Origin of the sequence: Arcicella lustrica, assembly GCF_034930985.1 — a bacterium.
Lineage (GTDB): Bacteria > Bacteroidota > Bacteroidia > Cytophagales > Spirosomataceae > Arcicella > Arcicella lustrica.
Genome location: NZ_JAYGIM010000016.1, coordinates 184,747 through 200,521, shown reverse-complemented (window position 1 = coordinate 200,521; position 15,775 = coordinate 184,747). Strand labels below are relative to the sequence as shown.

Sequence of the window (15,775 nt, the reverse complement as noted above, 5' to 3'; positions counted from 1 at the left end):
TTTATCACTTAAAATGCCATTTCGTCAAAAAATAGTAAAAATTCATGGGACATTTAATGTTTAAATAACCAGAATTTAGCTTATATTTGTATTAATTTTCATAGTTAAATAGGTTTAGAGGTTAAACAGATAAGGGCGGGGGTTTCTCCTGTCCTTATTTCATTTATAAGTATTTCTTAAATTTATTTAGATTTTAGTAGAATTTGATTGAGTATATTTCTCTATAGTTTTGCTATACTAGAACGACCTTCAAAAAATAAGCCCCGGTTCAAGAACCAAGGCTTTATTTTTATATTTAGGATTTTTTTGTTAAGCTACCGTTCCACCGTTCCAAACATTTTTACTTGGTTGAACAAAAGCTAAAGAACCATCTTTATCTTCTGCCATCAAAATCATTCCTTCAGATTCCATTCCCATCATTTTTCTTGGAGCAAGATTCGCTAAGAAACTTACTTGTTGTCCAATAATATTTTCAGGTTGAAAGTGTTCGCCGATACCGCTCAAAATTGTTCTTTGTTTAATACCGTCTTCAATTTTCAATTTCAATAACTTTTTACTTTTCGCTACTTTTTCCGCTTCGATAATTGTACCGATACGAATATCCATTTTTGCAAAATCATCATATTGAATTTCTTCTTTCAAAGCTGGGACTTCTTTCCCAGCCAAAAGGTTTTGCATTTTGGCATCTTCTAATTTTTGTACTTGAGCCGCAACAGTCGCATCTTCTACTTTTTCAAATAAAAGCCCGATGTTCGTTACAGTTTGTCCTTCTACCAACAAATCTGCACGACCAGCTTCACTCCAAGCAAAAGCTTCAATATTTAAAATTCGACGAATTTTCTCCGCTGTAAATGGCAAGAATGGTTCTGCCAAAATAGAAAGATTTGCCGCAATCTGTAAACCGATATTCAAAATTGTTGCTGTGCGTTCTCTGTCAGTTTTGATTACTTTCCACGGTTCAGTTTCTGCCAAATACTTATTGCCCAAACGAGCTACGTCCATCATCAAAGCCAAAGCTTCACGGAAACGATAATTGGCAATTGACTCTCCAATTTTAGCTGGCATTTCAGCCAAAGTAGCCAATACTTGTTTATCGTAATCATTCAGTTCGCCTAATTGAGGTACTTTACTTTCAAAATTCTTTTCTGTAAGAATTACTGCACGATTGACGAAATTTCCAAAAATCCCTACCAATTCAGAATTGTTACGCACTTGGAAATCACTCCAAGTAAAATCTGAATCTTTGGTTTCTGGAGCAGAAGCCGCCAATACATAACGTAAAATATCTTGTTTACCTTCAAATTCACGCAAGTACTCGTGCAGCCAAACTGCCCAGTTTCTTGAAGTAGAGATTTTGTCGCCTTCTAAATTCATAAATTCATTCGCTGGTACGTTGTCAGCTAAAATGAATCTACCGTCTGCCATACACATCGCAGGGAAAATCAAACAGTGAAAAACGATATTGTCTTTTCCGATGAAATGTACTAACCTAGTGTCTTCATCTTTCCAATATTTCTCCCAATCTTCTGTCAATTCTTTGGTCATAGAAATATAACCGATTGGAGCGTCGAACCAAACATACATTACTTTTCCTTCGGTATCTGGCAAAGGAACTTTGATTCCCCAATCCAAATCACGAGTCATTGCACGTGGTTTTAGTCCGTCGTTTAGCCAAGACTTTACTTGTCCCATTACGTTGGTTTTCCATTCTGGGTGACTTTCAACGTATTTTTCCAAAGCTGGCTGCATCGCATCTAAAGGTAAATACCAGTTTTTGGTTTCTTTCATTACAGGTTTTTCACCACTCAAAGCCGAACGTGGGTTGATTAACTCCGTTGGCGAAAGGGTTGAACCACAACGCTCACATTGGTCGCCATAAGCTCCTTCATTGCCACATTTCGGACAAGTACCAATAATATAACGGTCAGCTAAGAAAGTCTGAGCCTTTTCGTCATAATACTGCTCAGTAGTTTCTTCTACAAATTGACCTTTATCGTAGATATTTTTAAAAATATCCTGCGACATATCGTGGTGAACTTTGTTAGAAGTTCTTGAATAAATATCAAAGGAAATCCCAAATTCTTCAAAAGAGTCTTTGATGATTCCATAATACTTATCCACTACTTCTTGAGGCGTTACTCCTTCTTTTTTGGCTTTGATGGTAATAGGTACACCGTGTTCATCTGTTCCAGAAATAAATTTTACATCTTGTCCAGTAGCACGTAAATAACGCACATAAATATCAGCTGGCAGATAACAGCCTGCGATATGTCCGATATGAATAGGACCGTTGGCATAAATCAACGCTGCCGTAACGGTGGTTCTTTTGAATGGTTTGCTCATAAAATTTGTATCGATTGAACGAAAACGTTCATTATGTTTCCTTATATCTGCTGAAACTTATATTAAATACCAACAAGTCCGCAAAGTTATAAAAATAGGTCGGATTTTGGCTATTGGATTTCAGTCTTCGGCTATCGGGTTTCGGATTTTAGGATTAATATTTATGTAATGCTGACTTATTTAGCAAGTATTCAAAATTATCAGATATAAATTACATATTTACTTTCCATCAAGTTTGGACAACTTGTAATGGTAACTCTTTCATAGCGGAAAACTGTTGCTTTACCTTCGCTTGAATCTGATAAAGTATTAGTATAGGAAACGGCAACTGCAAGAGTTGCCGCTACACGTATTTTTTGATTGATAATATGTAGTGTCTTAATAGAATTTCACAAAAAACCGACTGCCAAAAGCATAGCCATTGACAGTCGGTTATATATTTCAAATTCTTAAAATCCGACATCCGAAACCCGATGTCCGAAATCCAAAAGCTATTTCGCACTCAAAAAGCCCTTCGCATAGTTTACTTTCAAATTTCCTAAACGCTCAACATGTGTTTTCAAACGTTTTGTGAAATCAGCATAATTTCTTGTTGAAATTGGCGACCAAGCTACTTCTGCAACGGCACAAGCTCTTGGGAAAACCATGTATTCTACGTAATCGCTAGTTTGCATATATTCCGTCCAAACGTTTGCTTGAAGTCCAAGAATAAATTTCTTTTGGTCTGTTGTTAATTCTTTTGGAGCAGGTTCGTAGCTATAAACTTTTTCTAAAGTTAAAAATCCACCAATTGCTAAAGGCTCAGTTTTTGGATCAGCTTGGTAATGGTCTAAGTACAAATGCGAACCCGGCGTCATAATTACATCATGTCCTTCTTTGGCAGCAGCAATTCCACCTTCTTCGCCTCTCCACGACATTACCGTTGCATTTGGCGATAAACCACCTTCCAAGATTTCATCCCAACCAATCATTTTTCTACCTTTTGAAGTAATAAATTTATCAATTCTACGGATAAAATAACTTTGCAATTCATGCTCATCTTTCAAGCCTTCACGCTTCATTAAATCCTGACAAAAACGACTTGATTTCCATTGAGTTTTAGGACATTCATCACCACCAATATGAATATACTGACCCGGAAATAAATCCATTACTTCTGTCAACACATTTTCTAAGAAAGTAAAAGTTTCTTCTCTCGGAGCAAAAACATCATCAGAAACACCCCAAGTAGTATAAACTTCATAAATTTTATCTGGATTACAACCTAATTCTGGATAAGCCGCCAAAGCCGCTTGTGCGTGACCGGGCATTTCAATTTCTGGAACAATCGTCACAAATTTCTTTTTCGCATACGCCACTACTTCTTTTACTTCTTCTTGTGTATAGAAACCGCCATAAGGTTTTCCATCGTATTTACCAGAACCGTAATGTCCAACTAAAGTTTGTTTTCTTACCGAACCAACTTCTGTTAATTTTGGATATTTTTTGATTTCAATTCTCCAACCTTGGTCTTCTGTTAAATGCCAGTGAAAAGTATTGAATTTGTGCAAAGCAATTAAATCAATGTATTTTTTCACGAAAGAAACAGGAAAGAAATGACGACCAACGTCTAAATGCAAACCACGATAAACATAACGTGGAGCGTCTTCAATCGTACAATTTGGCACTGATAATTTCAAGCCTTCTACTTTCGCTTCACTGAATACTTGTGTTGGCAATAATTGCAACAAAGTTTGAACACCATAAAACGCACCTTTAGCCGTTTTGGCAGCGATTACTACTTGTTTAGCACTTGCTTTCAAAGTATAAGCTTCGTCTCCTAAAGATTCATTTTTTACAAATTGGATAGAAGAATTTGCTAAACCTTTTTCTTTGATACTTACTTTTTTGCTTGAGCCAGTTACTAAATTCAATTGTTCATTCAAGAAATTAGCAACATCTTTAAATTCGGAAGTTGAAACAATAACAGTGTTTTTCCCTACCACAAATTCGCCCGATTGTGGCGTAAGTTTTTGAGGCAGAGGAATAATGTTGTATTGATTTTGGGCAAAACTAGCAAATGACCCAATCAACAACGATAAACAAACAAATAGTTTTTTCATGGTTTATTTATTATGGATAATAGTAAAGTATTACAGATGGGTCAAAAGTAAAGTAAAAAAAGTCAATCATAAAATTTTCTGTAGGGTAAAATCAAAATTATTTTTATGAAAATGTAATATATTTCCGATTAACCAAATTTTTAATGGTTTTTGATAGTATTTTACAAACTAATTTTAAAACTATGCAAACGATAGTTTTTGTAAATTTGTGTATGAAAGCTATCACAACACTCCTCAACTTCAAATTTCCAGCGATTTTCTGGACCATTCTGATTTTCGTGCTTTGCACCATTCCCAGCGAACATATTCCGCAAGGCGAAAAAATGAACGACAAAGCGAACCATTTCATCGCTTTCGCAGGTTTTACTTTTTTCTGGTTATTCCATACTTCACAAGCTTGGAAAATTATTTTAATCGGAATACTTTATGGTATTGCTATAGAATTCTGGCAAGGTTTTTTACCAGAAGATTTCCACCGAAGTTTTGATTGGTACGATACAGTAGCCGATGGAATTGGCGGAATTATTGGATATTTTATTTGGCTGATTTTCAGCAAATTAATTCCAAAAAAATAATTAATTTGCAAAATATTTACTTTTTCTTGAACTTAACTAAGGGTGCGAACCCTTTTTTTTGTCTATGCTCTTAATTGAATTATTTTAATAGTTAATTATACAATTAAAATACACTTCATCAACAATCTCAAGAATTTATCATTAAAAATTATGTTAGAAAATATATCATCTCAATCAACAAATAGCTTCCCTAAAACTCAGGCATTTCAAACGCCTGAGTCTGGAAAAGTTATGGATGATGAATTCTTTATCAAACAGGCTTTCACCGAAGACCCTAAAAAGGGATTTGAATTACTTTATAATCGTTATTACAAACCTCTTTGTAGCCATGCTGTAAGATTTGTTTATGCCAAAGATGTGGCTGAAGACATTATCGGAGAGATTTTCTATAACATCTGGAAAAACCAAGTTTATTTAAACATCAATACTTCTTTCCGAGCGTATTTATTTACTTCGGTTCGAAATCGTTGCTTTTTGTATTTGCAACAAGAACAAGGCAATCATAATCAATCTTTTGAAAATACTGATTTACAATTTCCTGAATCAAATGTTTCGCCCGACCAAATGTTGTTCTATGATGATTTGCAAAGACAAATTGAACAAGCCATCGCTCAATTACCTCCGCAATGCCAGAAAGTATTTTTAATGAACCGTTTTGAAGGGAAAAAGTACAAGGAAATTGCTGACGAATTACAATTGGCAACAAAAACCATTGAAGCACACATCAACAAAGCATTAGTGCATTTAAGAGACGTTGTTCTGAATAATCCTTCCTTGTTCAGTTTGGTTTTAACCTTATTTCTTTAACGGACTCTAAACACTATTTTAAAAATTATCGACATGACAACGCTTAGTAAAAATATTTTATTTGAACACTTCGCAGGAAGAACAAGTCCTTTGCAAAAGAAAATGATTGCAGATTGGCTTCAAAATCCTGAAAATAAAGAAGTGTATTATAAATGGTTGGAAGACTACGAAAATGAGTTTCCACAAATAATGGCTGATAAAGAAAGTGCCAAAGCGTTTTTTTTTCAAAAAATACATTCGGAAACCATCCCCGACTTTGACCTAATTGTGGAAGAAGAACTAACACCTGAAAAAAGTATTTGGCAATTAACTTGGTTTAAATGGACAAGCGCCGCTATAATTTTTATGGTTTCTGGCTTGACATTGTATTTGCAGAAAGACCAATTGATTTATCAAAATTATCATACTGCTTATGGAGAAACCCAATCTATTGATTTACCAGATGGAAGTAAAGTTACCTTAAACGCTAATTCAACCTTAAAACACAAGCGTTTCAATTTTGAAAAGGAAGCTACAAGAGAAGTATTTTTAGATGGAGAAGCAGAATTCTCAGTAAAACATAAAACTGACAATCAGCGATTTATCGTTAGAACTTCACAAAAATTAGAAGTAGAAGTATTAGGAACAGAATTCAGTGTTTTTGCTAGAAATCGTGGTTCAAAAGTGGTTTTAAGCAAAGGAAAAGTAAAAGTAAATTTCTTGAATGGTACTTCAAAACGCTCAGTAATGATGAAACCAGGCGATTTGGTTTCGTTAGATAAAACAGGCAAAACAGAAATCAAGGCTGTAAAAAATGTAAAATCTTACACCGCTTGGAAAGCACATCGCTTTGTTTTTGATGATACTTCGTTGGAAGAGATTTCTTATCAAATTGCTGAAACATTTGGTGTACAGATTAAAATTAATTCAGAAGAATTGGCGAATCGTACAGTCACTGGCACTTTCAGCGCTGATAAAGCAGATGATTTAATTTCTATTTTGCAAGAATTACTTGGCTTACAATATCAAAAAAATGAAGATGGAACACTGGTTCTTTCAGAAGTTTATGAGTAAGTTTTTTTGAGACTTTCTTAGGACTGGAAGACTTTAGGACTTTAAGACTGGAAGACAAAAGAGGCAAGATGGAAGACACAAGACAAAATGACTTTAGGACTTTAGGAATTGAGGAGTTTTGGACTAAAGAAGCAAGACGGAAGGTACAAGAATTGAGGATTTGTGGGTGAAAAATCACTAAATCACAATCACTAACTCACAAATAAAAATAATCACTAATTCACAATTCACTCAATCACAATTAGAAAAAAGTAATTTCCATTAACCAACATTTTTAAAAACACATGAAAAAACGATTATTTCGATTAGTGATAATCGGAGGAATGGTAACTACATTTAGTTACCTACCCCATCCGTTATCTGCGCAAGCTTTGGCTTATGCCCAAAACAAGCCAAAAGTTGAAAGAAGTACTGAAACCTCTTCAAGCATGAAATTGCGAGATGCCATTCTTTCACTGAAAAATCAATACAATGTTGATATTCTGTTTGAAGAAAAAACCTTATCAGGCATTTCTGTTTTGCAAGAAAATGTACGCACGAGTAAAAGTTTAGAGAAATCACTTGAAGTATTATTAGCACCCAATGGCTTAACATTCAAGAAAGTTCGCAAGAACACTTACTTGATTGTTGGAAAAAAGTCAGAAGGCAGTACGCAGTCAAAAGTTACTTCAAATGAAAAAAATCTGCCTTTTAGTTCAGAAGGAAATGATTTCAAAGAAAACAATTCAATTTCAGAAGTAAACGCATCTGCTACCGCCGAACAAACCATTACAGGTAAAGTAGTGGATGATAAAGGGAGTCCGCTTCCGGGTGCTTCTGTAGCCATTAAAGGCACTACAAAAGGCGTTACAACCAATACAAATGGAGAATTCACTATTAACGTTAGTGACGACAAAGCTGTTTTGGTAGTTACTTTTATTGGTTTTCTTCCACAAGAAATAACTGTTGGCAATAAAACTTCCATCAATATTACTTTGGCAGAAGACCTAAAAACCTTGACAGAAGTAGTGGTAGTTGGTTATGGTAGCCAGAAGAAAAAAGATTTGACGGGTGCCATCACAAGTATTACTTCGGCAGACTTTGTAAAGGGAAATATTGCTACGCCAGAACAATTAATTACGGGTAAATTGGCTGGTGTACAAATTACTTCAAACGGTGGTGCGCCAGGTTCTGCTAGTCAGATTCGTATTCGTGGAGGTTCGTCATTAAGTGCAAGTAACGACCCATTGATTGTAATTGATGGAGTACCTTTAGATAATGCCGAAGTAAAAGGTTCAGCCAATCCATTGAGTTTTATTAACCCAAATGATATTGAATCGTTTAACGTATTGAAAGATGCGTCAGCTACGGCTATTTATGGTTCTCGTGCTTCAAACGGTGTAATTATTATCACGACTAAAAAAGGAACTAAGAAAGATAAATTCAATGTGAATTTCAGTTCGATGTTCTCGGCTGGAGTAAAAACTAAAAATGTTGAAGTATTAACTGGCGACCAATTCAGAGAAGTTGTAAATGCAAGAGGAACAGAATCGCAAAAAGCTTTATTAGGCACAGCTAACACCAATTGGCAAGACCAAATTTTCCGTACAGCATTAAGCAACGATAATAATTTAAGTATTACTGGAGTGTTGAAAGACATCCCATATCGTGTTTCTGTTGGTCATACCAATCAAAATGGTATTTTATTGACATCAGGCTTAGAAAGAACTTCTGGTTCATTCGGAATCAGCCCGATGCTATTCAATAACAGTTTGAAAATTGATGTTAACGTAAAAGCATCATCAACAAAAAGTAATTTCGCTGACGAAGGTGCAATTGGTACAGCCATTGGCTTTGACCCAACACAGCCTGTTTACGTAGAAAATCAGAAATATGGCGGTTATTTCAATTGGCTAGAAAGTAGTGGGAACATTGTGTCATTGGCGCCATCAAACCCATTGGCTTTATTGAATTTAAAAAGTAATAAAGCCACAGTAAATCGTATCATTGCAAACGTTCAGTTTGATTACAAATTTCCATTCTTACCAGAATTAAAAGCGAATTGGAATCTTGGTCTCGACCGTTCGAGTACTGATGGTAAAGAATCAGCTTCAAACTTGATTTCAGCTAATTTATTTACTAATAATGGTTCAAATGGTTATTATACACAAACTAGAAACAATTTTACAAATCAGTTTTATTTGAATTATGTAAAAGAGTTTTCAAACCAAACCATCAATGTAATGGCTGGTGCTGAAAACCAAGGTTTTGTAAGAGAAGAAGAAAATGGAACAACTTTCGGAAATCCTTCGGTACCAAGTACAAAATCGTATTTTAAAACAGATTATGCTTTGTTATCATACTTTGGTCGTGTGAATTATTCATTAGCCAACAAATATTTAGCAACATTTACGCTTCGTCGTGATGGCTCTTCTCGTTTTGCAGAAAATAACCGTTGGGGAACATTTCCATCAGCTGCTTTGGCTTGGAAAATCAATAATGAATTCAAAGACAGTCAGACTTTTTCTGATTTAAAACTTCGTTTAGGTTGGGGTATTACTGGTCAGCAAGATATTTCTTCTGGCGACTATCCGTACTTAAATGCTTATACGCCAAGTCAAGGAATCAAATACCAAATTGGTAATACTTTTTATACGCTACTTCGTCCGAATGCTTACGACCCTAACATCAAATGGGAACAAACAGCTTCAACCAATATTGGTTTAGACTTTGGTTTGAAAAAATCTCGTATTTCAGGAAGTATCGATTTATACAGAAAACTTACTTCTGATTTGATTAACGAAATCGACGTAGCTGCTGGAACAAACTTTAGCAATAAAGTAGTAACCAACGTAGGTTCATTAGAAACAAAAGGGGTTGAAGTAATTGTAAACTACACTCCTGTTTTAACTGAAAACTTCAATTGGGATTTAAGCGCCAACTTTACTTATAATCAACGAAAAATTACAGCTTTAACCAAAGTTGATAATCCAACTTATGTAGGTGTACAAGTAGGTGGCATTGAAGGCGGAACTGGAAATAGTATCCAAGTACATTCTACTGGCTATGTTCCAAATGCTTTTTTTGTCTATAAACAAGTATATGATGCCAACGGAAAGCCATTAGAAGGCGTTTTTGAAGATTTGAATGGCGATGGAAAAATCACAGATTTAGACCGTTACCGTTATAAAGGAGCAGCACCAGATTATTTAATCGGTTTTACTTCACAAATGACTTACAAAAAAGCAAGCTTCGGTTTTGTGTTGCGTTCGAATGTTGGCAATTATGCTTATAACAACATTTTCTCGAACAGAGGAGTTTACTCTAACTTATTCAACTCAGGCTTCAACAGTAATTTATCTACGAATGTGTTAGAAACAGGTTTCAAAACTGGAACGGTAGAAACTCGTATGTCAGATTATTATGTACAAAACGCTTCATTCTTGAGAATGGATAATATCAATTTAGGTTATAACCTGAGCGATTTAATCAAAATCAAAAATGTAAGAGCACAATTATCATTTATCGTACAAAATGTATTTGTTATCACAAATTACAAAGGATTAGATCCAGAATTAAGAGATGGAATTGGCAACCAAGTGTATCCACGTCCACGTACTTATTCTTTGGGCTTAAATGTTAATTTTTAATCAGGAAATCACAATGAAACATATATTTAAAAACGTATTAACCGCAGCAATTCTTTGTTTTTCATTGAATTCATGCAAAGATTTAGATACCGTTCCTTATGTAGGCGAAGTATCAGAATTAGTCTATAAAGACCCCGCCAACTATAAACTTATCTTAGCCAAAATGTATGCAGGTTTGGCAGCATCTGGTTTGAAAAACGGCGATAATGATGTGGATTTAAAAGGATACGACGGTGGTTCGCAAAGTTATATGCGTGCTTATTGGTACTTGCAAGAATTCACAACTGACGAATTAGTTTGTAGATGGAATGACCCAGGCGTACCAGATTTACATGCTATGAACTGGACAGCTTCCAATTCATTTACGGCAGCTTTTTATTCACGTATTTTGTTCCAAGTAGCGGTTTCAAATGAATTTTTACGTGAAACAACTGATGCAAAATTGAGCAGTCGTGGTGTTACTAATTCTCAGGATATTAAAAACTATCGTGCAGAAGCTCGTTTTCTTCGTGCATTGGCTTATGCTCATGCGATTGATTTATACGGAAATGTACCATTAATTACCGAAAACGAACAAGTAGGTGCTACTTTGCCAAAACAGGCTACTCGTGCAGAACTATTTGCTTACGTAGAATCTGAATTATTGGCTTTAGATAGCGAATTGCCTGCCCCAAAAACTAACGAATATGGCAGAGCAGACAAAGCTGTAGCTTGGATGACTTTAGCGAAACTTTATTTGAATGCTGAAGTATATATCGGACAAAAGAAATACACAGAAGCAGCCGCAACTGCCAAAAAAGTAATTGATGCCGGTTATACTTTGGCGAGCAATTACAAAACTAATTTCTTGGCAGATAATAATACTTCTAAAGAAATCATTTTCAGTATCAATTTCGATGGAAATGAAACACAAACTTATGGAGTAACAACCTTGGCAATTAATGGCTCAATTGGCGGAGCAATGAATCCTGCTGATTATGGAACAGAACAAAAATGGGCTGGTTTCCGTACAACAAAACAATTGGTAAATCTTTTCGATGACAAAGCCGATAAAAGAGCATTATTCTATACAAATGGACAGCAAATCGAAATTGATGAGTTCAGTACTTTCGAAAACGGTTATGCCGTAACGAAGTTTTCTAACTTAACAAGTGCTGGCGTAAAAGGTAAAAATGCACAATTTGCTGATACAGATTTTCCATTATATCGTTTGGCTGATGCTTATTTAACTTATGCAGAAGCTGTTACTCGTGGCGGTTCGGGCGATAATACTTTGGCTTTAAACTTGGTTAATCAACTTCGTACTCGTGCTGGCGCAGGAAATTTATCAAACCTTACTTTGAATGATTTATTGAATGAAAGAGGTCGTGAATTATTCTGGGAAGGACATCGTCGTACAGATTTAATCCGTTTTGGCAAATTTACTTCTGGTTATAATTGGGCTTGGAAAGGTGGCGTAAAAGAAGGGAAAGATGTAGAAGCTTTCCGTACTTTATTCCCATTGGCATCTGGCGACATCATCGCTAACCCAACTTTAAAGCAAAATACTGGATATTAGTCAGTTTTTAGGAAACCGTTATCTGTTAATTGTTATCAGTAATCAATTGCAGATAACGGCAAAGCTTATTAAGTTTTTCTAAAATAACGGTTTGACGGATAACGAATAACCGTTAACAAATAACATTAATCTAACGATGAAAACAATACAAAAAATATTCCTATTAAGCCTTGTTTTCGTACTGGCTTTGGGATGCAAAAAAGATGAAGAAATAGCAATGCTAGACGGCAACGCTGTTCCTGTTGTTACTTTATCATCAAGCAACCTTGTCTTGGATAAAGAAAAAGCAAATACAGAAGTGCTTACTGTATCTTGGGAAAAACCAAATTATGGTTTCGCAGCGGCTCCTTCTTACACCATTTTAATTGATAAAAAAGGCGGAGACTTTACAAAAGCAGTGAATGTAGTTACTGGAACAGAACTCAAAAAAGTATTCAAAACATCTGAATTGAATGCCATTTTATTAGGCTTTGGTTTTTTGCCTGGAACTGCAAATGATTTAGATATTAAAGTACAGTCTTCTTTAGGAGCTTCAACGGTTTTAAGTTCTACAATGACTACTCTGAAAGCAACGCCATATTCTGCAAAATTAGACCTAAGTACTACTTGGGGCGTAGTAGGAAGCGCAGCCAATAACTGGGGTGCAACACCAGATTTGCCTTTCTATAAAACAGATGTCGTAAATGTTTTGGTAGCTTATGTTACTTTGATTGATGGAGAAATTAAATTCCGCCAAAATAACGATTGGACAGTAAATCTTGGTGGAGGTGACGGTACTTTAAGTAGCGGTGGAAACAATATTGCCGTAAAAGCAGGTACTTACAAAATTACTTTCAACCCTGTTACTTTGACTTATAAAATCGAAAAATATGCTTGGGGAATTGTAGGAAGTGCCGCTAACAATTGGGGGGCAACGCCAGATTTACCTTTAAATTATGACCCAACAGTTGACCTTTGGACAGGTGTTGTTGATTTAATTGACGGTGAAATTAAAATCCGTAAAGACAACGATTGGGGTACAAATTACGGTGGTTCTGGTGGAATTTTGAAAGATGGTGGCGACAATATTGCGGTAAAAAAAGGTAAATATCTTATCACAGTAGATTTCAAAAAGCTGACATATACCATCACAAAATATGCACCTTGGGGAATTGTTGGTGCGGCTACTGCGACAGGTTGGGGCGACAAGCCAGACCAAAAATTCACGTATGATTTAAGTACTGAAACATGGGTTTTAAAAGGTGTAGTGCTTAAAGCAGACCAATTCAAATTCCGTTTGAATGATGATTGGGGAACAAATTATGGCACTACTGCCGCCGCTGCACAAGCAATTGGTACAAGTGGCGCATTAAAATTAGGGGGTGAAAACTTTATCGCTACGGCTGGTACTTATGATTTCGAACTTAATTTAAAGGATGCTGCAAACCCAACTTATAAAGCAACCAAAGTAAAATAATTCATAATAAATTTATTTCTTAAATCTGCATAGCTTTGCTCATGCAGATTTTTTTTAACTATTGAATAGACAAATACTATGAAAAAGACATTTCAACTTTTAAGCTGTCTTTTCTTGATGCAAATTTCAGTTTTTGCTCAAGAAAAAATTCAACATATCGAACCTTTAAATTGGTGGGTAGGTATGAAAAATCCTGCATTACAATTATTAGTTCATGGAAAAAACATTGCAGAATTTACTCCAAAAATAAATTACAAAGGCATTTCAATCAAAAAAGTCAATAAGGTAGAAAATCCAAATTACTTATTTATCGACCTTTTGATTACTCCAGAAACACAAGCTGGAGAAGTAAAAATCATCTTTGAAAACAGTAAAAAAGAAACATTTACTTACAATTACGATTTACTAAAAAGACAAAATAATTCTGCTGAAAGAATCGGTTTTAACAGCAGCGATGTGTTGTATATGATTACTCCAGACCGTTTTGCCAATGGAAATCCTCAAAATGACAATGTGTCTTCTTTCAAAGATACACTCAATCGTAAAGATTTAACTGGCAGACATGGAGGCGATATTGAGGGAATTATTCAACATTTAGGCTATATCCAAAATCTGGGAATGACGGCTCTTTGGATAAATCCTTTGGTGGAAAACAATCAGCCCAAAACTTCGTATCATGGTTATGCCATTACCAATTTCAGTAAAATTGATGCTAGATTTGGGACGAATGAAGACTATCTTAGATTATCGAAAGAGGCAAAAAAACACGGAATCAAATTAGTGATGGACATGGTTCTGAACCATTGTGGTTCAGAACATTGGTGGATGAAAGATTTCCCCGCAAAAGATTGGGTAAATTTTCAGGACAGTCCAAAAACGATTTACTCTACTCACCGTCGAGAAAGCCTTCACGACCCTTACGCTGCTGAATATGATATTACTTCGCACAGCGACGGCTGGTTCGATTCTACCATGCCAGATTTGAATCAGAGAAATCCATTTATGGCAAATTATCTCATTCAGAATTCTATTTGGTGGGTGGAATATGCCGATTTAGGCGGAATCAGAATGGATACTTGGCCTTATCCAGACAAGAATTTCATGAGTGTTTGGAGTAAAAGAATGGAACAAGAGTATCCAAATTTTAATATTGTAGGCGAAGAATGGTCGTTAAATCCAAGTATTGTTTCTGCTTGGCAAAAAGGGAAAGTAAACAAAAATGGCTATGTTTCGTATTTAAGAACATTGATGGATTTCCCAGTAAATGCAGCTTTGATTGAAGCCTTGAACACCGATGAAAAAGTGTGGAATCAAGGTTTTACAAAATTGTATCAAACCGTTGCAAACGATTTTGTCTATGCTAATCCAAACGATTTAATGATTTTTCCTGATAATCATGATATGAGTCGTTTCTTCACCCAACTTCATGAAGATTATGGAAAATTCAAAAATGGCATGGCGTTTTTGTTAACAACCAGAGGAATTCCACAAATTTATTATGGTACAGAAATCTTAATGACAAATCCTAAAAGTGATGCTCACGGAGAAATCAGAAGTGACATGCCCGGCGGATGGATTGGCGACAGTAAAAATGTTTTTACCGAAACAAACATGACTTCGGCTGAAATGGAAGCCAAAAACTTTGTTAGTACTTTATTGAAATGGAGAAAAAACACTTCTGCAATTCATTCAGGAAAATTGAAACATTTTGCACCAGAAAATGGATTTTACGTACAATTCAGATATAATGACAAACAAAAAATCATGGTTATTCTGAATAAAAACAAAGAACCTAAAACTTTAGAAATGGGCAAATTCAAAGAAATTTTAAAGGCAAAATTCAGTGCAAAAGATATTATTAGCAATCAAACTTTTGAAGTAAATGGTAGCCTTAGTATCGCTCCCAACAATCCACTTGTTTTAGAAATTTTCGAAAAATAAATAATCTTTCTTAATACTTCTCTGTGTTTAAATGCTATAAATTCAGAGAAGTATTTATTTATCATTCTCCTCTCCTTTCTCCTCTTTTCTGCATTCATTTAGCTTAAATACTTTCAGGAAAAATCAGGCTAAAACACATTCAAAACATCTATCCGTTTTGACTTTTTTTCGCTTATCTTTGTAAAATCACAACCGATTCTTTCATCAAGAATTTATAATTAAAATAAAATTGTGATTGAATTTTGTTGATTTTCAATAAATTACATTTACACAATTAATAGTATCTTTCGTTACATTCTCTCCATTACCGT

9 protein-coding genes are annotated in these 15,775 nt (G+C 35.1%); 7 read left to right on the top strand and 2 right to left on the bottom strand.

The window, feature by feature from the left end:
* Positions 1-309: 309 nt before the first annotated feature.
* Both metG and VB798_RS20355 read right to left on the bottom strand, forming a co-directional pair.
* The gene (metG, locus tag VB798_RS20360) at positions 310-2,343 is read right to left on the bottom strand and encodes a methionine--tRNA ligase (RefSeq protein WP_323689080.1); all 2,034 of its coding nucleotides are present in this window, start codon (positions 2,341-2,343) and stop codon (positions 310-312) included.
* Between the two features lie 491 nt (positions 2,344-2,834).
* Positions 2,835-4,445 carry a beta-N-acetylhexosaminidase gene (locus tag VB798_RS20355; protein WP_323689079.1) on the bottom strand — a complete coding sequence of 537 codons (1,611 nt, stop codon included), beginning with the start codon at positions 4,443-4,445 and terminating at the stop codon, positions 2,835-2,837.
* 182 nt (positions 4,446-4,627) lie between these two features.
* Here VB798_RS20355 and VB798_RS20350 point away from each other — a divergent pair, with 182 nt between their 5' ends.
* The 7 genes from VB798_RS20350 to VB798_RS20320 all read left to right on the top strand — a co-directional run bounded on the left by VB798_RS20350 (position 4,628) and on the right by VB798_RS20320 (position 15,464).
* Positions 4,628-5,020 (top strand): VanZ family protein, encoded by a 393-nt coding sequence (locus VB798_RS20350; protein WP_323689078.1) that lies wholly within the window; start codon positions 4,628-4,630, stop codon positions 5,018-5,020.
* A 150-nt stretch (positions 5,021-5,170) separates the two neighbouring features.
* Complete coding sequence (locus VB798_RS20345) at positions 5,171-5,827, top strand: RNA polymerase sigma-70 factor (protein WP_323689077.1); 657 nt, start codon at positions 5,171-5,173, stop codon at positions 5,825-5,827.
* A 33-nt stretch (positions 5,828-5,860) separates the two neighbouring features.
* Positions 5,861-6,880 carry a FecR family protein gene (locus VB798_RS20340; RefSeq protein WP_323689076.1) on the top strand — a complete coding sequence of 340 codons (1,020 nt, stop codon included), beginning with the start codon at positions 5,861-5,863 and terminating at the stop codon, positions 6,878-6,880.
* Positions 6,881-7,164: 284 nt separating this feature from the next.
* Entirely contained in the window at positions 7,165-10,509 is a 3,345-nt protein-coding gene (locus tag VB798_RS20335) for a SusC/RagA family TonB-linked outer membrane protein (protein WP_323689075.1), read from the top strand.
* Between the two features lie 13 nt (positions 10,510-10,522).
* Positions 10,523-12,067, top strand: coding sequence for a RagB/SusD family nutrient uptake outer membrane protein (locus tag VB798_RS20330; RefSeq protein WP_323689074.1), 1,545 nt, complete (start codon positions 10,523-10,525; stop codon positions 12,065-12,067).
* A 136-nt stretch (positions 12,068-12,203) separates the two neighbouring features.
* A complete protein-coding gene (locus VB798_RS20325) occupies positions 12,204-13,523 on the top strand; it encodes a SusE domain-containing protein (protein ID WP_323689073.1) in 1,320 nt (439 codons plus the stop codon).
* Between the two features lie 78 nt (positions 13,524-13,601).
* The gene (locus VB798_RS20320; RefSeq protein ID WP_323689072.1) at positions 13,602-15,464 is read left to right on the top strand and encodes a glycoside hydrolase family 13 protein; all 1,863 of its coding nucleotides are present in this window, start codon (positions 13,602-13,604) and stop codon (positions 15,462-15,464) included.
* The last annotated feature ends 311 nt before the right edge of the window (positions 15,465-15,775 follow it).